Origin of the sequence: Streptomyces sp. GESEQ-35, from assembly GCF_017948485.1 — a bacterium.
Classification (GTDB): Bacteria; Actinomycetota; Actinomycetes; order Streptomycetales; family Streptomycetaceae; genus Streptomyces.
Map to the genome: position 1 here is coordinate 51,683 of NZ_JAFFSX010000007.1, position 21,949 is coordinate 73,631.

The 21,949-nt window shown below is 69.1% G+C and carries 18 protein-coding genes, 1 tRNA gene and 1 pseudogene; 12 read left to right on the forward strand and 8 right to left on the reverse strand.

Annotation, left to right across the window (positions count from 1 at the left end; all coding sequences use genetic code 11):
• Window positions 1–111 precede the first annotated feature (111 nt).
• Both KCH87_RS15785 and aceE read right to left on the reverse strand, forming a co-directional pair.
• Window positions 112–885: a potassium channel family protein gene (locus KCH87_RS15785; RefSeq protein WP_210586719.1), complete on the reverse strand. Its 774-nt coding sequence runs from the start codon at window positions 883–885 to the stop codon at window positions 112–114.
• An 80-nt stretch (window positions 886–965) separates the two neighbouring features.
• Window positions 966–3,713 carry a pyruvate dehydrogenase (acetyl-transferring), homodimeric type gene (gene aceE, locus KCH87_RS15790; RefSeq protein ID WP_210586720.1) on the reverse strand — a complete coding sequence of 916 codons (2,748 nt, stop codon included), beginning with the start codon at window positions 3,711–3,713 and terminating at the stop codon, window positions 966–968.
• Between the two features lie 353 nt (window positions 3,714–4,066).
• Here aceE and KCH87_RS15795 point away from each other — a divergent pair, with 353 nt between their 5' ends.
• From KCH87_RS15795 to KCH87_RS15820, 6 genes are all read left to right on the forward strand, one after another.
• Complete coding sequence (locus KCH87_RS15795; protein WP_210586721.1) at window positions 4,067–4,498, forward strand: DUF3052 domain-containing protein; 432 nt, start codon at window positions 4,067–4,069, stop codon at window positions 4,496–4,498.
• Between the two features lie 125 nt (window positions 4,499–4,623).
• Window positions 4,624–5,082 (forward strand): peroxiredoxin, encoded by a 459-nt coding sequence (locus tag KCH87_RS15800; RefSeq protein ID WP_210586722.1) that lies wholly within the window; start codon window positions 4,624–4,626, stop codon window positions 5,080–5,082.
• 116 nt (window positions 5,083–5,198) lie between these two features.
• Window positions 5,199–5,774, forward strand: a complete 576-nt coding sequence (locus KCH87_RS15805) for a calcium homeostasis/redox stress adaptation protein (RefSeq protein ID WP_210586723.1) — start codon at window positions 5,199–5,201, stop codon at window positions 5,772–5,774.
• A 107-nt stretch (window positions 5,775–5,881) separates the two neighbouring features.
• Window positions 5,882–6,457, forward strand: coding sequence for a TerD family protein (locus tag KCH87_RS15810; RefSeq protein ID WP_067016246.1), 576 nt, complete (start codon window positions 5,882–5,884; stop codon window positions 6,455–6,457).
• Between the two features lie 58 nt (window positions 6,458–6,515).
• Complete coding sequence (locus KCH87_RS15815; RefSeq protein WP_210586724.1) at window positions 6,516–7,661, forward strand: DUF475 domain-containing protein; 1,146 nt, start codon at window positions 6,516–6,518, stop codon at window positions 7,659–7,661.
• Window positions 7,662–7,757: 96 nt separating this feature from the next.
• Entirely contained in the window at window positions 7,758–8,501 is a 744-nt protein-coding gene (locus KCH87_RS15820) for a Tellurium resistance (RefSeq protein ID WP_210586725.1), read from the forward strand.
• A 275-nt stretch (window positions 8,502–8,776) separates the two neighbouring features.
• On the opposite strand, the gene KCH87_RS15825 is transcribed toward KCH87_RS15820, so the two are convergent.
• The gene (locus tag KCH87_RS15825) at window positions 8,777–9,604 is read right to left on the reverse strand and encodes a TerD family protein (protein WP_210586726.1); all 828 of its coding nucleotides are present in this window, start codon (window positions 9,602–9,604) and stop codon (window positions 8,777–8,779) included.
• A 185-nt stretch (window positions 9,605–9,789) separates the two neighbouring features.
• Between KCH87_RS15825 and KCH87_RS15830 the strand changes: the two genes are divergently transcribed.
• Genes KCH87_RS15830 through KCH87_RS15840 form a run of 3 tightly spaced genes read left to right on the forward strand, consistent with a single transcriptional unit; the run spans window position 9,790 to window position 14,412 of the window.
• Window positions 9,790–10,956: an HpcH/HpaI aldolase/citrate lyase family protein gene (locus KCH87_RS15830; RefSeq protein WP_210586727.1), complete on the forward strand. Its 1,167-nt coding sequence runs from the start codon at window positions 9,790–9,792 to the stop codon at window positions 10,954–10,956.
• A gap of 34 nt (window positions 10,957–10,990) precedes the next feature.
• On the forward strand, window positions 10,991–13,600 hold the full coding sequence (locus tag KCH87_RS15835; RefSeq protein WP_210586728.1) for a phosphoribosyltransferase: 2,610 nt from the start codon (window positions 10,991–10,993) through the stop codon (window positions 13,598–13,600).
• Entirely contained in the window at window positions 13,600–14,412 is an 813-nt protein-coding gene (locus KCH87_RS15840) for an HAD family hydrolase (RefSeq protein WP_210586729.1), read from the forward strand. The genes KCH87_RS15835 and KCH87_RS15840 overlap by 1 nt, the downstream gene beginning before the upstream one ends.
• A 124-nt stretch (window positions 14,413–14,536) precedes the next feature.
• Here the strand turns inward: KCH87_RS15840 and KCH87_RS15845 are convergent, their stop codons facing one another.
• The 3 genes from KCH87_RS15845 to KCH87_RS15855 form a co-directional block, all read right to left on the reverse strand.
• Window positions 14,537–14,749: a zinc ribbon domain-containing protein gene (locus KCH87_RS15845; protein WP_210586730.1), complete on the reverse strand. Its 213-nt coding sequence runs from the start codon at window positions 14,747–14,749 to the stop codon at window positions 14,537–14,539.
• A 40-nt stretch (window positions 14,750–14,789) separates the two neighbouring features.
• Window positions 14,790–16,262, reverse strand: a complete 1,473-nt coding sequence (locus KCH87_RS15850; RefSeq protein WP_210586731.1) for a hypothetical protein — start codon at window positions 16,260–16,262, stop codon at window positions 14,790–14,792.
• An 82-nt stretch (window positions 16,263–16,344) separates the two neighbouring features.
• Window positions 16,345–17,115 (reverse strand): DUF4097 family beta strand repeat-containing protein, encoded by a 771-nt coding sequence (locus KCH87_RS15855; protein WP_210586732.1) that lies wholly within the window; start codon window positions 17,113–17,115, stop codon window positions 16,345–16,347.
• A gap of 240 nt (window positions 17,116–17,355) precedes the next feature.
• On the opposite strand from KCH87_RS15855, the pseudogene KCH87_RS15860 reads away from it, so the two are divergent.
• Together KCH87_RS15860 and KCH87_RS15865 are read left to right on the forward strand one after the other, a co-directional pair.
• A pseudogene (locus tag KCH87_RS15860) lies at window positions 17,356–18,997 on the forward strand (IS200/IS605 family accessory protein TnpB-related protein).
• Between the two features lie 70 nt (window positions 18,998–19,067).
• Window positions 19,068–19,139: transfer RNA gene (locus KCH87_RS15865), tRNA-Val, on the forward strand.
• A gap of 145 nt (window positions 19,140–19,284) precedes the next feature.
• Here KCH87_RS15865 and KCH87_RS15870 read toward each other — a convergent pair.
• Window positions 19,285–19,869: a hypothetical protein gene (locus KCH87_RS15870; RefSeq protein ID WP_210586733.1), complete on the reverse strand. Its 585-nt coding sequence runs from the start codon at window positions 19,867–19,869 to the stop codon at window positions 19,285–19,287.
• 565 nt (window positions 19,870–20,434) lie between these two features.
• Complete coding sequence (locus tag KCH87_RS15875; RefSeq protein ID WP_210586734.1) at window positions 20,435–20,782, reverse strand: hypothetical protein; 348 nt, start codon at window positions 20,780–20,782, stop codon at window positions 20,435–20,437.
• Between the two features lie 155 nt (window positions 20,783–20,937).
• Between KCH87_RS15875 and KCH87_RS15880 the strand changes: the two genes are divergently transcribed.
• Window positions 20,938–21,906, forward strand: a complete 969-nt coding sequence (locus KCH87_RS15880; RefSeq protein ID WP_308298838.1) for a DUF3500 domain-containing protein — start codon at window positions 20,938–20,940, stop codon at window positions 21,904–21,906.
• Window positions 21,907–21,949 lie beyond the last annotated feature (43 nt).

The following is a 21,949-nucleotide window of genomic DNA, read 5'->3' on the forward strand; positions in this document are numbered from 1 at the left end:
ACCAAGCTGTACCGCCTGGAGCGCCCCCGACTCAAAGAGGAGAGGCGGCACCCCGGCCGCCCGGGGCTGCGCGCCCGCCTCCCGGCGGGCACCCCCCCCGCGGTGACTCCGCTACCGACGCTGTTGCTCCGCCACCGGACGTGGCACCCCGGTTGGCCCGGCCGCCCCGGACAACGCGGCCACCTCGGCCCGTAGCGCCCGGATCTCCTCCGTCAGCGTGGCAATCGCCTCCGTCTGCCGGCGCTCCTCCACGTCGTCCATGTCGAATCGGGCGATGAACCACGCCGCGATGTTCGCGGTCACCACACCCAGCAGCGCGATGCCGGACAGCATCAGCCCGACGGCCAGAATCCGCCCCAGCCCTGTCGTCGGCGCGTGATCCCCGTACCCCACGGTCGTCATCGTCGTGAACGACCACCACAGCGCGTCACCCAGCGTCTTGATGTTCCCGTTCGGTGACTCCCGTTCCACCGACAGCACGGCCAGCGACCCGAACATCAGCAACGCCACCACGGTCCCGGCGACATACGTCGTCAGCTGGATCTGCGAAGCCATCCGTGCCCGCCGCCCCACGAGCAGCAACGTCGAGACGAGCCGCAGAATCCGCAGCGGCTGCAACAGGGGCAGCAGCACCACGCACAGGTCGATCCAATGCCGGCGCAGAAAGTCCCTGCGGTGTGGAGCGAGCCCCAGCCGCACCGCGAAGTCGGCCGCGAACGCCCCCCACACCACCCATTCGGCGACCGTGCACGCGACCGTCAACGACCGGCTCGCGGTGCTGTCCAGGATCGGCACGGCATAGGCCACGGCGAACACGACCGCGAGCGCCAGCAGGGGCCGTTGGGTGCGCCGTTCCCAACGCGTTTGCGCCGACTGTTCCTTCATGCCCGCATCGTAGGGAACGTGGAGGGGCGGTGAAGCCCCAGGCCCCACCGCCCCTCGTCCGCCGCTCAAACCGCGGAGCGCTACGCGTCGCCGCCCGCGGCCCCCGGATCGGCAGCCGACACATCCAGCAACTGGTACCGGTCGACGGCCTGCTTCAGCACCGACCGATCCATCTTCCCCGCGTTCGCCAGCTCGGTCAGCACGCCCACCACGATCGACTGCGCGTCGATGTGGAAGAACCGCCGAGCCGCCCCGCGCGTGTCCGCGAACCCGAACCCGTCGGCTCCCAGCGACTGGTAAGTCCCCGGCACCCACCGCGAGATCTGGTCCGGAACCGACCGCATCCAGTCGGAAACCGCCACGAACGGTCCCTCGGCCCCGCTCAGCTTCCGCGTCACCCACGGCACCCGCTGCTCCTCCTCGGGATGCAGCAGGTTGTGCTCCTCGCACGCCACGGCCTCGCGCCGCAGCTCGTTCCAGGAGGTCGCCGACCACACGTCGGCCTTCACACTCCACTCCTCGGCGAGGATCCGCTGCGCCTCCAGAGCCCACGGCACCGCGACACCGGACGCCATGATCTGCGCCGGAATCGACCCCGAAGTCCCCGCCGAGAGCCGGTGGATGCCCTTGAGGATGCCCTCCACGTCGACGTTCTCGGGCTCGGCCGGGTGCTGGATCGGCTCGTTGTAGACGGTGAGGTAGTAGAAGACGTCCTCGCCGTGCGGGTGTTCCGCGTCGCCGCCGTACATCCGGCGCAGACCGTCCTGCACGATGTGCGCGATCTCGTACGAGTAGGCCGGGTCGTACGAGACACAGGCCGGGTTGCTGGAGGCGAGCAGCTGCGAATGGCCGTCCGCGTGCTGGAGACCCTCACCGGTCAGTGTCGTACGACCGGCGGTCGCACCCAGCACGAAACCGCGCGCAAGCTGGTCGCCCATCTGCCAGAACTGGTCGCCGGTGCGCTGGAAACCGAACATCGAGTAGAAGACGTACACCGGGATGAGCGGCTCGCCATGCGTCGCGTACGACGAGCCCGCCGCGATCAGCGAGGCCGTACAGCCCGCCTCGGAGATGCCGTCGTGCAGCATCTGGCCGGTCGGCGACTCCTTGTAGGCGAGCAGAAGGTCACGGTCCACCGACTCGTACTGCTGGCCAAGCGGGTTGTAGATCTTCGCACTCGGGAAGAAGGAGTCCATGCCGAACGTGCGGTACTCGTCCGGCGCGATCAGCACGAACCGCTTGCCGATCTCCTTGTCCCGCATGAGGTCCTTGAGCAGCCGGACGAACGCCATCGTCGTCGCGATCGACTGCTGGCCGGAGCCCTTCTTCACGGTCGCGTACGTCTTGTCGTCCGGCAGCGCCAGCGGCTTCGAGCGCACGACGCGGGTCGGGACGTAGCCGCCGAGTCCATTGCGGCGGTCGTGCATGTACTGGATCTCTTCCGAGTTCCGGCCCGGGTGGAAGTACGGCGGCAGGCCGGAGTCCAGCTCCTTGTCGGAGATCGGCAGGTGCAGCCGGTCGCGGAAGCCCTTGAGGTCGGCGACCGTCAGCTTCTTCATCTGGTGCGTGGCGTTGCGGCCCTCGAAGTTCGGGCCGAGCGTCCAGCCCTTGATCGTCTTGGCCAGGATCACCGTCGGCTGGCCCTTGTGCGCCTTGGCCGCCGAGAACGCCGCGAAGATCTTCCGGTGGTCGTGCCCGCCGCGTCCCAGGTGCAGGATCTGGTCGTCGGTCATATTCTCGACCATCGCGCGCAGCCGGTGGTCGTCACCGAAGAAGTGCTCACGGATGTAGGCGCCGGTCTCGGTGGCGTACGTCTGGTACTGCCCGTCCGGGGTCGTGTTCATCCGGTTGACCAGCACGCCGTCCCGGTCCTGGGCCAGCAGCGGGTCCCAGGTCCGGTCCCAGACCAGCTTGATCACGTTCCAGCCGGCGCCGCGGAAGATCGACTCCAGCTCCTGGATGATCTTGCCGTTGCCGCGCACCGGGCCGTCCAGGCGCTGAAGGTTGCAGTTGACGACGAAGGTCAGGTTGTCGAGGCCCTCACGAGCCGCGATGGACAGCTGGCCGAGCGACTCCGGCTCGTCCATCTCGCCGTCCCCGAGGAACGCCCACACCTGCGACTTGGAGGTGTCCGCGATGCCGCGCGCCTGAAGGTAGCGGTTCATCCGCGCCTGGTAGATCGCGCCGATCGGGCCGAGGCCCATCGACACCGTCGGGAACTCCCAGAAGTCCGGCATCAGGCGCGGGTGCGGATAGCTGGACAGCCCGTACGGCGCCTTCGACTTCTCCTGCCGGAACCCGTCCAGGTTCTCCTCACTCAGGCGGTCCAGCAGGAACGCGCGCGCGTAGATGCCCGGCGAGGCGTGGCCCTGGAAGAAGACCTGGTCGCCGCCGTCGCCCTCGTCCTTGCCGCGGAAGAAGTGGTTGAAGCCGACGTCGTAGAGCGAGGCGGAGGACGCGAAGGTGGCGATGTGACCGCCGACGCCGATGCCGGGGCGCTGGGCACGCGAGACCATCACCGCCGCGTTCCAGCGGGTCGCGTTGAGGATCCGCCGCTCGATCTCCTCGTTGCCGGGGAAGAACGGCTCGCTCTTGGTGGGGATCGTGTTGACGTAGTCCGTGCTGCGCATCTCCGGCACGGCCACGCGCTTCTCACGGGCCCGCTCGATCAGCCGCAGCATCAGATAGCGGGCCCGCTCCCGGCCGCGCTCGTCGACGGCGGCGTCGAGGGAGTCGAGCCACTCCTGGGTTTCCTCGGGATCGAAGTCAGGAACCTGACTCGGAAGGCCGCCAATGATGATCGGGTTGCGATCGGATCCGGAAGCCACGGTGTTCCTTACCTGTCGGAGGGCTGCTTTTTCGGGGTTTTCGGGTGCCCAGCACCGTCCACCATCGTCTACCTCGGCATGCCAAACGTCATCTCTACTTCGGGGTAACCCAAGCTTGACGCTCCTATAGGGTTCCCAAACACGCAAAGAGGGCAGAAAGGTGTGGCGTATGTCACTGAGGGCTTCGGGCGTCGTGCCTGGAGTTGCGGCGACACGGTCGGGAACGTCACCGTTTCGGCGGTCTGAACGGCCGGGTACTTGCGCGATCCGTCCCGCCCGTGTGGACTACGGCCAATGCTTCGCGCACGCGCGTGGCTGAGACATTCACCGAAAACATGATCAGGAGGCAACCCGTGAGCGCGACCGCGGACCACGCGGAGACGAGCCCTGCCGTGAGGCTGGGGTTCCAGCCCGAGCAGGTGGTCCAGGAGATCGGCTACGACGAGGACGTAGACCAGGAGCTCCGCGAGGCCATTGAGCAAGTGATCGGCAGCGACCTTGTGGACGAGGACTACGACGACGTCGCCGATGCCGTGGTGCTCTGGTTCCGCGACGAGGACGGCGACCTGACGGATGTGCTGGTGGATGCCATCACGTACATCGAAGAGGGTGGCTCGATCCTGTTGCTGACGCCGAAGACCGGCCGCGACGGCTACGTGGAGCCGAGCGACATCTCTGAAGCCGCGACCACGGCGGGGCTGTCCGCGTCCAAGAGTGTCAGCGTGGGCAAGGACTGGAGTGGCAGCCGGCTGGTGACGCCCAAGGCCGCCAAGTCCAAGAAGTAACCCGGCCTCGTCCCGAACGACGGACGGGCTGAATGAATTCACTCAGCCCGTCCGACGGCCCGCGGTGGACGCTGCATAGGGTGTTCTCACCACCCGAACAGCCCCATCGAAAGGGTTCTACGACGATGGCGATCCAGGTCGGCGACAAGGCCCCCGACTTCGAGCTCAAGGACAACCACGGGGCGACCGTGCGGCTGTCCGACTTCCGCGGCAACAAGAACGTGGTGCTGCTCTTCTACCCGTTCGCCTTCACCGGCGTGTGTACCGGTGAGCTGTGCGAGCTGCGCGACAACCTGCCGAAGTTCACCGACCGCGACACCCAACTGCTCGCCGTCTCCAATGACTCCATCCACACCCTGCGCGTCTTCGCCGAGCAGGAGGGCTTCGAGTACCCCCTGCTGTCCGACTTCTGGCCGCACGGCGAGACCTCGCGCGCGTACGGCGTGTTCGACGACGGCAAGGGCTGCGCGGTGCGCGGGACCTTCGTCATCGACAAGGAAGGCGTCATGCGGTGGACCGTTGTCAACGGCCTGCCCGACGCACGTGACCTGAACGAGTACGTGAAGGCGCTCGACACCCTGTGATTGTTAGGTTCCAGGGCCTGCGAGGTCCGGGAACCCGTCACTAGGATCGAGTCGTTGATCCGATACCAGCGCACAAATGGGGCTGACCGCCCCTGGACACCATTTTGGGAGGACTCGTGGGAGTCAGCCTCAGCAAGGGCGGCAACGTATCGCTGAGCAAGGAGGCACCTGGCCTCACCGCGGTCATCGTCGGTCTGGGGTGGGACGTCCGCACCACCACCGGCACCGACTTCGACCTGGACGCCAGCGCCATCCTGACGAACTCGGAGGGCAAGGTCAGCAGTGACGCCAACTTCGTGTTCTTCAACAACCTGAAGAGCCAGGACGGCTCGGTCGAACACACCGGTGACAACATCACCGGTGAGGGCGAGGGCGACGACGAGCAGATCAAGGTCAACCTCGCCACGGTCCCGGCCGACGTCGAGAAGATCGTCTTCCCGGTCTCGATCTACGACGCCGAGAACCGCCAGCAGTCCTTCGGCCAGGTCCGCAACGCGTTCATCCGCGTCGTGAACCAGGCCGGCGAGGCGGAGATCGCCCGGTACGACCTGTCCGAGGACGCCTCGACCGAGACCGCCATGGTCTTCGGCGAGCTGTACCGGCACGGTGCGGAGTGGAAGTTCCGCGCCATCGGCCAGGGCTACGCCTCGGGCCTGCGCGGCATCGCGCAGGACTTCGGAGTGAACGTCTGAGCCGGTCAGGCGACCTCACGCGCCCGGCGCCGCACCGTTTGCGTGCGGCGCCGGGCGCGCAGGACTCCGTACAACCGAACATGCATCACCGGGGAGGGACCAGCATCATGGGCGTCACGCTCGCCAAGGGAGGAAACGTCTCCCTGTCCAAGGCCGCACCGAACCTCACTCAGGTGTTGATCGGGCTCGGCTGGGACGCGCGCTCCACCACCGGAGCCCCCTTCGACCTCGACGCCAGTGCGCTGATGTGCAACAGCGGACGGGTCATGGGCGACGAGTGGTTCGTCTTCTACAACCAGCTCAAGAGCCCGGACGGCTCGGTGGAGCACACCGGCGACAACCTCACCGGTGAGGGCGAGGGCGACGACGAGTCGCTGCTGATCGACCTCTCCAAGGTGCCGGCCCAGTGCGACAAGATCGTTTTCCCGGTCTCGATCCATATGGCCGACGAGCGCGGCCAGACCTTCGGTCAGGTCAGCAACGCGTTCATCCGAGTGGTCAACCAGGCCGACGGCCAGGAACTCGCCCGCTACGACCTCAGTGAGGATGCCTCCACCGAAACCGCCATGATCTTCGGCGAGGTCTACCGCTACCAGGGAGAATGGAAGTTCCGAGCCGTGGGACAGGGGTACGCGTCAGGGCTGCGGGGCATCGCTCTAGACTTTGGAGTCAACGTTTCGTAAAGCCGGGTGCGGCGCGGGGGAGACCCGTACACCCCGTACACAAGGGATTGGGTAGCCAGTGGTTCTGAAAACCTTCGGCTGGTCGTTCGCGGTCACCGCGCTCGGCCTCGTCGCGGCGGTCTTCTACGGGGGGTGGACCGGCTTCGGTATCGTGGCGATCCTCTCCATCCTTGAGATCTCGCTGTCCTTCGACAACGCAGTGGTCAACGCCGGAATCCTGAAGAAGATGTCGCCTTTCTGGCAGAAGATCTTCCTCACGATCGGCGTGCTGATCGCCGTCTTCGGTATGCGGCTGATCTTTCCCGTCGTCATCGTCGCCGTCAGCGCCAGCATGGGTCCGATCGAGGCCGTCGACCTCGCGCTGAACGACAAGGACCGGTACGAGCAGCTCGTCACCGACGCCCACCCGTCGATCGCGGCCTTCGGTGGCATGTTCCTGCTGATGATCTTCCTCGACTTCATCTTCGAGGACCGCGACATCAAGTGGCTCGGTTGGCTCGAGCGGCCGCTGGCCAAGCTCGGCAAGATCGACATGCTGTCGGTCTGTATCGCGCTGATCGTCCTGATGGTCTCCGCCATGACCTTGGCAACCCAGGCCCATCTGCACGCCGGGCATGCGGACAAGGCGGAGACGGTACTGCTCGCCGGTGTCGCCGGTCTGATCACGTACATGATCGTCGGCGGTCTCTCCGGCTACTTCGAGGACAAACTCGAGGAAGAGGAGGAACGCGAGCACGAGGAGGAGGAAGAGGCCGCACGCAAGGGCAAGCAGCGCCCGGCGATCGTCATGGTCGGCAGGGCCGCGTTCTTCATGTTCCTCTACCTCGAGGTCCTGGACGCGTCCTTCTCCTTCGACGGCGTCATCGGCGCCTTCGCCATCACCAACGACATCGTCCTGATGGCCCTCGGCCTCGGTATCGGCGCCATGTACGTCCGGTCGCTCACGGTCTACCTGGTCCGCCAGGGCACCCTCGACGACTACGTCTACCTGGAGCACGGCGCCCACTACGCCATCGGGGCCCTCGCCGCGATCCTGCTGATCACCATCCGGTACGAGATCAACGAGGTCATCACCGGCCTCGTCGGCGTCGTCCTGATCGGCTGGTCCTTCTGGTCCTCCGTCCGTCGCAACCGCGCCATCGCGGCGGCCGAGGGAAAAGCCGCGGGCTCGGACGAGAAGACTGAGGTCTCGTCCGGGGTGTGACACCCCTGCGGGTGAGGAACGCTCTGTGCGGGGCGGTGTCGAGGACGACTCCTCGGTGCCGCCCCGCCGTACTGTGATGTGAAGGTGGGGGCGGGAATGGACTGGTTGGACGGACTGCTCTGGCGCGGCCGGCGCGAGGCCCGGTTCGACTCGGGCAGCGCCTCGAGCAACTCGATCGTGCTGACCAAGCGGCACAGTCAGGTCTCACTGACCAAGCAGGACGCGGCCACCGGTCATCTGCGGATCAATCTGAACTGGCGGATGCGGACCTCCGACATCTCCGGCTCGCAGCGGGAGAGCCTGCTGCGGCACCCCTTCAAGGCACTCAAGCCGCCGGAGGTGATGGGCCACAGTCAGAGCATGGTCAACGTCGACCTCGACCTGGGCTGCCTGTATGAGCTCATGGACGGCACCAAGGGCGTCGTCCAGCCGCTCGGCGGCTTCTTCGGCGACGTGAACGCCGCGCCGTACGTCAAGCTCAGCGGTGACGACCGGTTCGGTTCGGCGTCCGGCGAGACGATCTACGTCAACCTCGACCATCGCGAGGCCATCAAACGCATCCTGGTCTTCGTCTACATCTACGACCAGACGCCGGCCTTCGACCGTACCCATGCCATCGTCACCCTCTACCCCAGCAACGGCCCGCGGATCGAGATAGGCCTCGACGAACGCCACCCGCAGGCCCGCTCGTGCGCGGTCGTCATGCTGGAGAACGTCAAGGGGGAGATGATCGTCCGCCGTGAGGTGAAGTTCGTGTATGGCTTCCAGGCGGAGTTGGATCGGTTGTACGGGTGGGGATTGCAGTGGGGGCGCGGCTACAAGACCAAGGCGGAACGCTGACGGTGGGTTCTTGGCCGGTGCGCCTATGAGCTCGGGGCTTCAGGTGTATGCGCGGCCGCGGGCCCGTCGTGGCTGATCGCGCAGTTCCCCGCGCCCCTATCGGGGCGCCTGCCGTCGCCCGGCTGCGGGTGCCCCGCCCAGTTGCGGGCAGCCCCTCCCGCCCCAGCTGCGGGCATTCGTGCCGCCTAGGGCGGCACGGGTGGGCGCAGGCGGCACCCCGTAAGCGCCGGGCTGCGCGACGCCCCCCGCCCAGCCTCAACGCCAGCGGCAGGAAGCTACCGCCCGATGAACTGCGGCCCCTGCGGTGGCAGTCGGAAGTCGCTGTCCGGCATCGCCGTCATCGGCTGCGGGTACCCGTACGCAGGCTGACTGGTCGGGTGGGGATAGCCGTAGGCCGGCTGAGTTGCGGCGGCAGCCGGCTGCTGCTCCGGCGGATAGCCGTACGCAGGCTGCGCAGGCACCGCGGTCGGCTGCTCCGGAGGCAACGGCTGCGCCGAAGCCACGGCGGAGGCCTGGAGGGTCGCCGCGGCGGATGCCGCCGCCGCTTCTTCCGCCGCCTCCGACTCGTCCACCAAGATGCCGTAGTCCGAGGCCAGCCCCTTCAGCCCCTCCTCGTAGCCCTCGCCCAGCGCCCGGAACTTCCATCCCTCCCCGCGCCGGTACAGCTCACCGCAGATCATCGCGGTCTCCTCGCCGGTCTCGGGCTTGATGTCGAAGTGGGCCAGCGGCTCACCGTCGGCGACGGCGGCGTCGTACAGCGCGATGCGCAGCCCCCGTATGCGGTTGAAGGTGACCCCTTCGGCCGATGCGACCAGAAGAATCTGGCTGACGTCGGCCTCGACACCGGAGAGATCTGTCTGGATCGTGTCGGTCAGGCCCTCGGCACCCCGCTTCTTGCCGAGCCGCCAGACCTTTCCGGAGGGGTGCCGGGGCTGGTTGTAGAAGACAAAATCCTCGTCGGAACGCACACGTCCGTCGGGGCCGAGGAGCAGCGCCGAGGCGTCGACATCGGGGACCCCCTGCCCGGGCGCCCAGCGCACCACGGCACGTACCGTGGTGGCTTCGAGTGGGACGTTCGACCCCTTCAACATCGCGCGCGTCATGCGGTCATCCTGCCCTCTCGGTCCTGGTCACGACAATGCGGGGGTACCTGATTCCCTACCGGCTGTGTCAGCCCGCGTTACCTGAAATTCATGCCCGGCGGGAACCTATGACATGGGCCTCTACGTACTATTACCGGCCACCTTTCACAATCCACAGGTTGCTCAGCCGTAACGGGGGATTCCCTATGCATCATTTCGGGCACATCGCCCCGGAGGTCCGGCAGCGCCTCTTCCATCAGGAGCCGTGCGAGTTCACCGCCGACTCCTCGGCCCGGCTGCTCTCCGCGGCCCTGGGCGCCACCCTCTACAGCCCGGCCACCCGGCCGCGGCTCGCGGACGACATCGTCAAGCAGACCGGGCGCGGCGTGGTCTCGATGGTGCTGTGCCTGGAGGACTCGATCGACGACGCGGAGGTCCCGGACGCCGAGGAGAACCTCGTACGGCAGTTCACGGACCTGGCCGGCCGTGCCGGCGCGGATCTGCCCCTGCTCTTCATCCGGGTCCGCACCCCCGAGCAGATCCCCGACCTGGTACGACGCCTCGGCCCCGCCGCCCGGCTGCTGTCCGGATTCGTGATGCCGAAGTTCAACGAGGAGCGCGGCATCCCCTTCCTGGAGGCGCTGGACAGCGCCTCGGGTGCCAGCGGCCGGCGCCTGTTCGCCATGCCGGTGCTCGAATCGCCGGAGCTGCTGTACCGCGAGTCGCGGGTGGAGACCCTTGAGGGCATCTTCCGCGCGGTCGACAAGTACCGCGACCGCGTGCTCGCGCTGCGCCTCGGTGTGACCGACTTCTGCTCGTCGTACGGCCTGCGCAGAGCCCCCGACATGACGGCGTACGACGTCCAGATCGTCGCCTCCGTGATCGCCGACGTGGTGAACATGCTGGGGCGGGCCGACGGCACCGGGTTCACGGTGACCGGGCCGGTGTGGGAGTACTTCCGCGTACAGGAACGCATGTTCAAGCCCCAGCTGCGCCGCAGCCCCTTCCTGGAGGGACAGGCCGAGGAACTGCGCGAGGCGCTGCTCGAGCACTCCATGGACGGACTCCTGCGCGAGATCACCCTCGACCAGGCCAACGGCCTGCTCGGCAAGACCTGCATCCACCCCTCGCACGTGCTGCCCGTGCACGCACTCTCCGTGGTCAGCCATGAGGAGTTCAGTGACGCACAGGACATCCTCCGGCCCGAGCGGGGCGGCGGGGGGGTGCTCAGGTCGGCGTACACGAACAAAATGAATGAAGTGAAGCCGCATCGCGCATGGGCCGAGAGGACCATGCTGCGCGCCGAGGTCTTCGGTGTGGCGAACGAGGACATCGGCTTCGTCGAGCTGCTCGCCGCCGGGATCCCCGGCTGAACCGGGCCGGATCCCGCTGAACACCAAGGGACGCATGAACAAGGCAGTGAACAACGGGGGGCCGGACCAGGTGTGGACCGGCAGCTGGGTCGCCGAGCGGCTCGGCATCGAACTCGTCGGCGACGACGGGCTGACCGGTCTGCTGGGTCTCGCGCTGCGCCGCAACCCCAAACGGGCGCATCTGCTGGTCTCCAACGTGCTCGGCAAGCACGTACCGCAGTCACCCTCCGTGGTGTACGGCTCCGGCTTCGCGCTCGGCCGCCGGGTCCGCGAGCTGCTCGGCGACGACGAGGCCCGTGCCGCGGTGGTCCTCGGGTACGCCGAGACCGCCACCGGCCTCGGGCACTCCGTCGCCGACGGCCTGGCCCTCGCCCCCTACCTGCACTCCACCCGCCGCCCGGTCCCCGGCATCGCCCTCGCCGGCGGCTTCGAGGAGTCCCACTCCCACGCCACGTCTCATTTGTTGCTGCCGGAGGACCCGGAGCTGCTCGTCGGTGACGGTCCGCTGGTGCTGGTCGACGACGAGTTCTCGACGGGGAACACGGTGCTGAACACGATCCGTGACCTGCACGAACGCTATCCGCGCGGCCGGTACGTCGTGGTCGCCCTGGTCGACATGCGGTCGGCGGCCGATGCGGGGCGGCTGGAGGACTTCGCGAGGGAGATAGGCGCGAGGGTGGACCTGGTGGCGGCCGCCTCCGGGACCGTACGGCTGCCCGAGGGGGTGCTGGAGAAGGGGCAGGAGTTGGTGGCGCGGTACGAGGCGGAGAGTGCCGCGGGGGGTGCGTCGTCGTCTGCGGCATCGTCGGGGCTGGTCGCGCAGTTCCCCGCGCCCCTTAAGGGCGTTGCAGGGGCCGCAGGCCTTGAAGCAGACGGTCGGACCACCCACCCAGGGGCGCGGGGAACTGCGCGACCAGCCCCCACCGGCCCGCAGACACACCACGACCGAGTCACACGTGTGGACCTGCACTGGCCCCACGGCCTCCCCGACGGCGCCCGCCACGGCTTCACCCCGCAGCACCGAATACGGCTGGAGGGCGCCCTCCCCGCGATGGCGGCAAGACTCGCCGAGGCGCTGCCCGCAAACGCACACCGCGTGCACATCCTCGGCTTCGAGGAGCTGATGTACGCCCCGCTCAGGCTGGCCCGTGAGCTGGAGCAGATCGCGGACACCGAGGTCCGCTACTCCACCACCACCCGTTCACCCGTCCTCGCGGTCGACGACCCCGGCTACGCGATCCGCACCCGCCTGGTCTTCCCCGCCCACGACGCCCCGGCCGACGGCCCCGGCGAGCGCTACGCCTACAACGTGGCCGGCGCCGGTTTCGACGCCGTGATCGCGGTGGTCGACTCCACCGCCGACACCCCCGAACTGCACGCGCCCGACGGCCTGTTGGCCCGGCTCGCCGAGCACACCCCGCACGTCCTGCTCGCGGTCGTACCGTCGTACGTCCCCGAGCCGCTGCTCGTACCCGAAAGGCCAGCCATGCTGCCCGAGCCCCTTCGCGGCCCCGCCTTCTCCTCGTACGCGCCCGAGGAGGTCGGCTGGCTGCTCCAGGACCTCTCGGACGTGACGCTGGAGGCGCCGACGGAGGAGCGCGAGGAGGCGATCCAGAGCGGCGGTGCGCACTACGCGGAGTCGCTGCCGGTGGAGTACCAGCCGAGCGAGCAGTACCAGGAGCTGTTCCTCGCGGCGCTGGAGGTGTCCGCGGCGCGGATCGCGCAGGCGGTCGGCGCGGTGACGGAACTCGTGCTGGCCGACCGGTCGCCGCAGCCGGTGCTCGTCTCACTGGCCCGCGCGGGTACGCCCGTCGGTGTCCTGATGCGCCGCTGGGCCCAGCACCGGCACGGCCTCGACCTGCCGCACTACGCGGTGTCGATCGTGCGCGGCCGGGGCATCGACGCCAACGCGCTGCGCTGGCTGGCCGCCCACCACGACCCCGCCGACGTCGTGTTCGTCGACGGCTGGACAGGCAAGGGCGCCATCACCCGCGAACTCGCCGACGCCCTGCGGGAGTTCGAGGAGTCCGACGGAGTGTCCGGCTTCAACCCGGAGATCGCGGTGCTGGCCGACCCGGGCTCGTGCGTGCGGACGTACGGCACCCGCGAGGACTTCCTCATCCCCTCCGCCTGCCTCAACTCGACGGTGTCGGGCCTGATTTCACGTACGGTGCTGCGCGCCGACCTGGTCGGGCAGCACGACTACCACGGAGCGAAGTTCTACCGCGAACTCGCCGGTGCGGATGTGTCGGTGGACTTCCTGGACGCGGTGGCCGCGCGCTTCCCGGAGGCGGCGGACTCGGTGGACGCGCTCGCCAAGGAGCTGCTGTCGGCCGACCGTTCACCGACCTGGGAAGGCTGGGCGGCGGTCGAGCGGATCAGCGAGGAGTACGGCATCCACGACGTGAACCTCGTCAAGCCCGGCGTCGGCGAGACCACCCGCGTGCTGCTGCGCCGGGTGCCGTGGAAGATCCTGGCGCGGGCCGGGGCGGGCGCCGACCTCGACCACGTACGCCTGCTGGCCGAACAGAGAGGTGTCCCGGTGGAAGAGGTCGCCGAACTCCCGTACACCTGCGTGGGGTTGATCCACCCCAAGTACACGCGCGGTGCGACGGGCGCCGACGGCAGGGCGGTGACGGTCTGATGCCGGTGCTTGTCGCGAGCGACCTCGACCGCACGCTGATCTACTCCACGGGAGCCCTCGCCCTGACCATGCCGGACCCGCGGGCGCCCCGGCTGCTCTGCGTCGAGGTGCATGAGAGCAAGCCGCTGTCGTACATGACGGAGACGGCGGCCGGGCTGCTGACGGAACTGGGCGACGCGGCCGTGTTTGTGCCGACGACCACCCGGACCCGGAAGCAGTACGAGCGCATCAACCTGCCGGGCCCGGCGCCGAGGTACGCGATCTGCGCGAACGGCGGGCATCTGCTGGTGGACGGGGTCTCCGACCCGGACTGGTACGCGCAGGTCACGGCTCGTCTGGCGGACGAGTGCGCATCGCTGGCGGAGGTGCGGGAGCACCTGATGGAGACGGCCGATCCGCTGTGGGTGCGCAAGCACCGGATCGCCGAGGATCTCTTCGCGTACCTGGTCGTGGAGCGTGAGCTGCTCCCCGAGGATTGGGTGAAGGAGCTGGCGGTCTGGGCGGAGAACCGCGGCTGGACGGTGTCGCTCCAGGGCCGCAAGATCTACGCCGTCCCGAAACCGCTGACCAAGAGCGCGGCGATGCGGGAGCTGGCCCGCCGCACGGGCGCCGATCTGACCCTCGCGGCCGGCGACTCCCTGCTCGACGCCGACCTGCTCCTCGCGGCCGACCAGGGCTGGCGGCCGGGACACGGCGAACTGGCCGACAGCGGCTGGTCGGCGCCGGCGATCACCGCGCTGCCGGAGCGCGGGGTGCTGGCGGGGGAGCGGATCCTGCGGGAGTTCCTGGGGGCGGTGCGGGGGCCGAAGTAACGGCTGAGCGGCTCTGACGAAGCCGGCAGCGCCCCGAAGGGGCGCGGGGAACTGCGCGACCAGCCACGACGGCGCCGCAGCCGATCGACGGCCCATCGCGGCTATTCCCGCGGAGCGCATCGCGTCAGCCGCAGCAACCCCCGCCGCAGCACCCGCCGCCCGCTTGGGGCGCGGAGGCCGGTGATGCCGCCGTACCTCCCACCGCCACCGTCGACAGCAGCTTCACTGTGTCGTCGTGGCCCGAGGGACAGTCGGCCGGGGCGGAGGAGTCGGCCATCGGGCGGCTCAGTTCGAACGTGTCTCCGCAGGTGCGGCAGCGGTACTCGTAGCGAGGCATGCGCACAGGTTAACCGGCGGCCCCGGAGTGTCCCAGGGCGTCAGTGCCCCGCACCCCGCTCCTCCCGGATCTGCGCCACCACCCGAGCCACCGTCTGCCGCACCGCCTCCGTCTCCGTCAGGAAGTGCCAGTAGTCGGGGTGCCGGCCCTCCAGCGTGGTGATCGCGCGCTCCAGCCGGGCCACCGAGTCGTCCAGCGGGCGGGCGTGACGCGGATCGGGGGTGTTGCGGCCGGCCATGGCGAGCCGCTGGGCGTCGCGGATGGCGAAACGGGTGCGGTCGATCTCCTGCTGGGGGTCCTTCTGCACGGCGTTCAGCCGCCGCAGCCGGTCGCCGGCGGCGGAGACGGACTCATCGGTGGTGTTCAGCAGCGCCCGCACCGTCGACAGCAGGGCGGTCGCGTCCGGCCAGCGCTGTTCGTCCCGCGCGGTCTGCGCTTCCTTCAGCTTCAGCTCGGCCTGCCGTACGTTCTCGGTGGCCTCCGCGGGCACCTGCTGGAGGTCCTGCCAGCAGGCCGCCACGAAGCGCCGCCGCAACTCGCTCAGCACCGGGTTCACCTGACCGGACCGGGTGGTCAGCGCCTGTGCGCGGGTGCGCAGCGAGACCAGCCGGTGGTCGATCTCGGCCGCCCGCTCGGGGAGCCGCTCGGACTCCACCTTGATCGTTTCGGCCTCGCGGGCGACCCGCTCGGCGCGCTCCAGCGTCTGGGGGACGCCGTGCTGCCCGGCGCCCTGGTTGAGCTTCGTCAGGTCCGAGCCGAGGGCGGCGAGACGGGCGGCGAGGTCGTCCGCCTTCAGCCCTGATTCCCGTACCGCATCCAGCGCATTGGACGCGGCGAGCAGTCCCTGCCGGGCCCGCTCGACCGCGGGGGCGAGCCGGGCGAGCTGGGTCTCGGCCTTGCCGAGCAGCGGGCCGAGCCCGTCCGCGAACCGGTCCAGGTCCTGCTTGACCCGGCCCAACTCGTCCTTGGCGGCGGTCAGCTCGGCACGCGCGCGTGCCGCCACCGAGGCCTCCAGGTCGTCGCGGTCGAGGTCGTGGGCGTCGACGGCGTTGATGTACTGGTGGCTGGCCTCGTCGATGCGCCGGCCGAGCGCGTCGAAGTCGCCCACCGCACGCTGGGCGGCGGTGGAGTCGTCGACCGCGGTGATCGTCTCTATCGAGATCCGCAGATCGCGCTGGGCGGTGTCCAGTTCGTAGAACGCGGCGGCCGCGGCGTCCTTCGCGGCCTGCGCCTCCGCCCGCTGGTTCTCGGAGCGTCCGCCGAACCAGCGCCGGGTGCCGCCGCCCGCGAAGGCGGCGGGCAGCGCCAGCGCCGCGAGGAGGGGCAGGCTCACGAGAGTGAGTGCGTCACGCAGCGCGGAGGGCCTGAGCCGCGCTGGTGAAGTCGGCTGCGGGCCTGTAGACGAGCGACGGCCGATCTCTGCACTTCCCGCGGAGCGCTCGGCTCGGGGACGGCGAACAGGTTGTGCGCACGGCACCACCGGTGAATACGGCTGCGATGGTGTCGCCGTCACATCCCTCTCCCGTGCCGTGGTCCGCCTTGCCCGGTGTCCCCGTGTCATTCTCCCACCGGTTAAGGACGAACACACGGGCCGGTTAGTTCGCGCTGCGGACCGTGACTTTCCCGTCGCCGGTCTGCGCGGACACGACATGCGCGCTGGACTCGTCCCGGGGCACCGACACATCGACCCCGCCGTCGCCCGTCTCGGTCTTCACCTGGTACGTCGCCCGCGGCAGCACCATCGTGACGGAGCCGTCTCCCGTACGGGACTCCACCAGGTCCGGTACGGCGCCCAGTTCGAGGTGGACCGAGCCGTCGCCGGTCCGGGCGCGCACCCGCTGCGAGGTGACGTCCGCGCGGATGGATCCGTCGCCGGTGCGCAGGTCCAGCGGTCCGCTGCTGTCGCTGACCCGGACCGAGCCGTCGCCCGTACGAATACTCAGCGCGTCCTCGAAGCCACGCGCGCGTACGCTGCCGTCGCCCTCCTCGACCTTGACCGTGATCCCGCGCGGTACCTCGATACGGTGCTCGGACGCACAGTCGGCGACCACGCCGGAGCACTTCATCCGCAGCTTCAGCCGGTCGTCCTCCATGGACCAGGTCACCTTGGGATCGCTGCCGAAGGCGACGGAGCCCTGAAACCACCGGGTGACCTCGATCCGGCCCTCCGGGTTGTCGTCCGCGGCGACGATCTCCAGCGCCGAGTCGTCGGAGTCGATGGTGAGCGTGCTGCCCTTCAGGTCGAAGGACCGGCGGTCGGGATCCTTGTCGTCCCCGGCGGAGGCACCGCAGGCGGTGGCGCCCGCGACGAGAAGCGCCACGACGCCGGTGACGGCTGCCGCGCGGACAGGAACGGTACGGGCCATGACGGTCTCCCCCTGAGTCGGAGTACAAGGACTCTGTTACGACCCTTCGACCGTACGGAGCACGAACCCACCCGGGGATCCGGGCCGCTCCCGGATCTGTCCGGGGGTTAACCCCAGGATCCCCGTGAGGTAGGGGCCTCTTTGGCTCGCCCGGGTGTTCTTTCGTCGAATGTGTGACCTTTGCGGGTGGTGCTCGTTGGTGGGGTGACGGGATCTTCGGGGCGGGCAGGGGGTGACGGGGTGGGCGAGCTGCGGGCAATGGCCGAGCCGTTCGTCGCGACCGGCCCGAGTGGTGTGGCGGTCCGCACCCGCCTGGGGCGCCTGACCCCGCAGGACGAGAAGGTCCTTGAGCTGGTCGGCGCGCATCTGGGCTCGCTCGCCTCGAAGGATCTCAAGGCCCGTTGCGCGGATGGTCTGGAGCACTCCGCAGACACGTGGGCGGTGCGGAAGCGGGAGCTGACGGCGGTGTCGTCGTCGCGGTGGGCAGGCAGCATCACCAAGGCCACCCATGATCAGTGGGCGCTCGCCCGGCGTGGGCAGCTCGCGCACATCCAGAGCCTCGAAGCGGGCATCAAGACGATCACGCGGCGGCTGTCGCGCCCCGTGGGCGAGGAGGGCAACAAGAAGGCGCCGGGTGGCTACTGCTCCCGTCAGGAGTGGCACGCCAAGACCCGCCGCCTGCACGTCCTCCAAGACGACTGGAGCACGAGCGCGCTGACCGCGAGGCTGGAATCGTGCACGTGGTGCGCGGCGGCAAGCGCCTTGCCCGCACGCGTCACCACCTTGAGGCCGCCCAGCTCACCGAGGACCAGTGGCGCCGTCGCTGGGAAGCCGAACGCCGGCTCCTGCGGGCAGACGGCGAGTCGGCAAGCGATACGGCAACGAGACCATCCGCGTCAGCTCCGACGGCGAGGTGAGCATCAAGTTGCCGGCGCCGCTGGCAGACCTAGCGAACGCCAAGCACGGCCGCTATGTCCTCGCCGCGCGGGTTACGTTCTGGCACAGAGGGCCGGAGTGGGCCGACCGCATCGAGGCGAACCGGGCGGTCGCCTACCGTATCCACCTGGACGTGGCACGCGGCCGCTGGTACCTCACCGCCTCCTGGCAGTACCAGCCGACGCAGACGATCCCCCTCGAAGCCGCGCTCGCGCACGGCGTGATCGGTGTCGACACCAACGCCGACCACCTCGCCGCCTGGCGTCTGGACGTCCACGGAAACCCGACCGGCACCCCGCGCCGCTTCTTCTACGACTTGACCGGCACCCGCGAGCATCGCGACGCCCAGGTCCGGCACGCTCTCACGCGGCTGCTGAACTGGGCGAAGGTCTGCGGCGTCACAGCGATCGCGGTCGAGGATCTCGACTTCGGTGCGGAGAAGACCCGGGAGAAGCACGGACGCAAGAAGCGCTTCCGGCAGCTGATCTCCGGCATGCCCACAGACAGGCTTCGTGCCCGGCTGACCTCGATGGCCGACCAGACCGGTGTCGTGATCATCGCCGTGGACCCGGCCTATACCTCCCGATGGGGCGCACAGCACTGGCAGAAGCCCCTCACCTCGAAGAACCGCAAGACCACTCGCCATGACGCGGCAGCGGTGGCGATCGGACGGCGCGCCCAGGGATACCCGATCCGGCGACGGACGGCACCGCCCCACGACGACCGGAGTGATCGTCGTGGGCATCGGACGGTCCAGGCCAGGCCGGGCGCCTCTGGGCGTGAGGGAACCCGCCCCCGCATTCCCGGACCACGGACGCGATCCGCCGGCGCCGACTGCGGAGCGTATGCGGGGGACCAGCGTGCCCAACACCGCACGGGGCACGCGGCTGAGCATGCGTGCTGGCAGCAGGACGCACTCCCGCTCAGTCTCCAGGAATGGGGCTGACCTCCTGTCCGAGCCGAGATACCGGTTTGCGGGACAGGGCCCTGGACAATGTAGGCTGTCGCCTTGTCCCGGGTGCGTAGCTCAGTGGTAGAGCGCCTGCCTTACAAGCAGGATGTCGGCGGTTCGAAACCGTCCGCGCCCACCGATAGGTAAGGCCTGGCTCAGCCAGACTTGCGGCCCCTCGGAGTGATCTCCGAGGGGCCGTTTCCGTGATCGAAGTCCACAAAGAGTCCACTGATGGGCCGTGGCCCTGCCGTCACGGGCGGGCAGGGCCACGGTGTCGGGGATCAGTAGTTGGCGTTGGCGAGGATCTCGCCGTTCTTGTCGTACACGGTCACGAGGCCGTTGTCGGACTCGTAGCAGGACGTGAAGGCGGAGGCGATCAGCTTGCCCTCGCCTGCGTGCGGGCCGACCAGACCGCCGGTGAAGTCGGTGAAGACCTCGGGCGCGTCGAGAATGTCGTTGCGCTTGTCCGCGCCGGTCACCTTCGTGACGTGCTTGACCGCGGCCTTCTCCGTGTCCGTGCCGGACTTTGCGGCGCAGGCCTGGAAGTCCTCGGCCTGGGTCGTGGTCTCCTTGGCCGGCTCCTCCTTCGCCTCGCCCTCGGTCGCGTCGTCCTTGGCCGTGTCGTCCTTGGCGTTGCCGTCGGCGGTGACGGCTCTGTCCTTGCTGCTGGTGTCGTTGGAGTCGTCGCCTCCACCGCTGGTGGCGACGGCCGCGATGACGATGAGGGCGAGGACGCCTGCGCAACCGAGTCCGGCGATCTTCGCGAAGCCGCGCTTCTTCGGCGGTTGCGGCGGGGGCGGGTAGCCGTAGCCCGGCTGTTGGGGCGGGTACGGCTGATTCGGCTGCTGCGGGTGTTGCTGGCTCATGTCGTGCCCCCTGAAGGTGATTCATGGATTGCGGGTGTACGACTCGTGAAGTACTTGTGTAGTTGCCCCGGTTCGGGAAATTCACCCGAACGTGACGAACCGGCAGGCGACGGGGGCTGCCTGCGTGTTCTACAGCCTGGGCGCAGAGTTCGGCATGGACACCGACTGAGCGGAACTATGCGCTGGGGATCCTCGAATGACGCTCCGGTCTTCCCCTGCCGCAGCCCGCGCTGACCACGGAAGCAAGGTTCTCGACAGGTGCCCGTCCGTATGTGCGCCACATTGTGGGTGTCGGCCAGTGGGCCGTTCGACCACGAACGGAGCTCGGGTGACCCGTCCTTCGGCAGTCGCAGCGCAGCCGCACAACAGCGTCCTGAACCCAAGATCTGGCAGGGCCCACGGACCCAACCACTGGACAGTGGCGCCAAGTACGAAATGAGGGCACTGCGGAAGCCCAACTCCCTCTGTGAACATGCGTAATCGAGTGCCAACGCCCACACCAGGAGAAGGCCCCGGCCGATCCCGGCCGGGGTCTTCTTGTTGTGTCTCGGGGGCGCATGCCCGTTCAGGGCGTCTCGGCCTCCTCCGGGATCTCGTGGGCGTGCTTCAGCTCCATACGGGCGTCCACGCGCTCCGCTGCCGCGACCTCGGCCCAGAAGCGGTGGCCGCTGACGAACACCGCGAGCTCGTGTTCGCGCTGTCGGAGCTTCTCCACCTCGGCCTGTTCGTCGGCCGTCCAGCCGGGGGACGCGGGGCGCTCCACCTTGCGCCAGCCGCCCGTGTCACTGAAGCCGTCCAGGGGCTCGACCGACCAGGGCAGCCGCTTCAGCAGGGCCGACAGCTCGGCCCGGACCTGATGCAGCTCCTCCTGACCGGCGCGGAGGTCACTCGGAAAGTCATAGGTCGTAGCCACGCGGCAATGCTACGCCTGTTCGATTTTGGGTTGCGAGTCTCTTTGGGGGGTTCATACGGACGGGTGTGACGGCACAACATGGCGAGCGCTGAAGTCACATGGCGCACCATGGCTCACAGGGGGCGCCGGATCGGGCGCCTACGGGAAGAGGAACGGTGGGCGGAGATCAGTTGAAGGCGACGGTCGTGGAGATGCGGGAGGCCGTGCGCGCGTTGGTGTCCGTGCTGGAGCCGGAGCAGGTGCGCGAGCTGCGTGCGGGGCCCGCCCGGCTGGACGCGCCCGAACTGCGGGAATGGACGTATCTGCCGGGCCCGCGCCCCGGGCTGTGCACCGAGGGCCTCGGCGGCGAGCAGCGCGAGGCTGTCGACGCGCTGCTGGCCACGGCACACAGCGCACCCGGAGCGGAGCTGGCGCGCGGCGCGATCGAGGTGGAGCGGCACCGCCGCGCCGTGGTCGGCGCCACGGGTGCCGACCGCTACTGGGTGCGGCTGCTGGGCGACCCGGACGGCGACGGACCCTGGGGCTGGCGGATGAACGGTCACCACCTCGCCGTGCACATACTGATCACGGCGGCCGGGATGCGGGTGACGCCGCACTTCATCGGATCGGAGCCGGCGCGGATCGCGGACGGTCCGCAGGCCGGCCGCCGGCTGCTGGGGCCGGAGGAGGACCTGGCCCGGGAGCTGGTCACGGACCTGGACGCCGGCCGACGGGGGAAGGCGGTCTTCGCCGGCGCGCCGCCGGACGACATCCTGACCCGCGCCGACCCGTTCGCCGATCCGGACCTGCTGCCGGCCGGGCTGCCGTACGGGGACATGACGCCCGGTCAGCAGCGGCTGCTGGAGCGCCTGGTGCGCCGCTACCTCGACCGCGCGCCCGCCGCGTACGCGCAGGACTGCTGGTCCGATGCCGTGGCGCGAGGACTGGACGAGCTCGCCTTCGCCTGGGCCGGCGGTCTCGTTCCCGGGGACCGGCACTACTACTGTGTCCGGGCCCCGGACTTCCTCATCGAGTACGACAACACCCAGGACGACGGCAACCACGCCCACTCCGTCTGGCGGCACGTCCGCCACGACTGGGGCGCCGATCTGCTGCGCGGGCACTACACGGAGCAGCACCGGTAGCCTCCGGCCGAGCGGCTCGGCCAGTCCGACGATGATGGACATC

Excerpts from the sequence above, each read along its gene's own strand:
- KCH87_RS15785 (WP_210586719.1), bottom strand. The coding sequence starts at position 885 with ATGAAGGAACAGTCGGCGCAAACGCGTTGGGAACGGCGCACCCAACGG.
- KCH87_RS15800 (WP_210586722.1), top strand. The coding sequence starts at position 4,624 with ATGGCGATCCAGGTCGGCGACAAGGCCCCCGACTTCGAGCTCAAGGAC.
- KCH87_RS15810 (WP_067016246.1), top strand. The coding sequence starts at position 5,882 with ATGGGCGTCACGCTCGCCAAGGGAGGAAACGTCTCCCTGTCCAAGGCC.
- KCH87_RS15820 (WP_210586725.1), top strand. The coding sequence starts at position 7,758 with ATGGACTGGTTGGACGGACTGCTCTGGCGCGGCCGGCGCGAGGCCCGG.
- KCH87_RS15825 (WP_210586726.1), bottom strand. The coding sequence starts at position 9,604 with ATGACGCGCGCGATGTTGAAGGGGTCGAACGTCCCACTCGAAGCCACC.
- KCH87_RS15830 (WP_210586727.1), top strand. The coding sequence starts at position 9,790 with ATGCATCATTTCGGGCACATCGCCCCGGAGGTCCGGCAGCGCCTCTTC.
- KCH87_RS15835 (WP_210586728.1), top strand. The coding sequence starts at position 10,991 with ATGAACAAGGCAGTGAACAACGGGGGGCCGGACCAGGTGTGGACCGGC.
- KCH87_RS15840 (WP_210586729.1), top strand. The coding sequence starts at position 13,600 with ATGCCGGTGCTTGTCGCGAGCGACCTCGACCGCACGCTGATCTACTCC.
- KCH87_RS15845 (WP_210586730.1), bottom strand. The coding sequence starts at position 14,749 with ATGCCTCGCTACGAGTACCGCTGCCGCACCTGCGGAGACACGTTCGAA.
- KCH87_RS15855 (WP_210586732.1), bottom strand. The coding sequence starts at position 17,115 with ATGGCCCGTACCGTTCCTGTCCGCGCGGCAGCCGTCACCGGCGTCGTG.
- KCH87_RS15870 (WP_210586733.1), bottom strand. The coding sequence starts at position 19,869 with ATGAGCCAGCAACACCCGCAGCAGCCGAATCAGCCGTACCCGCCCCAA.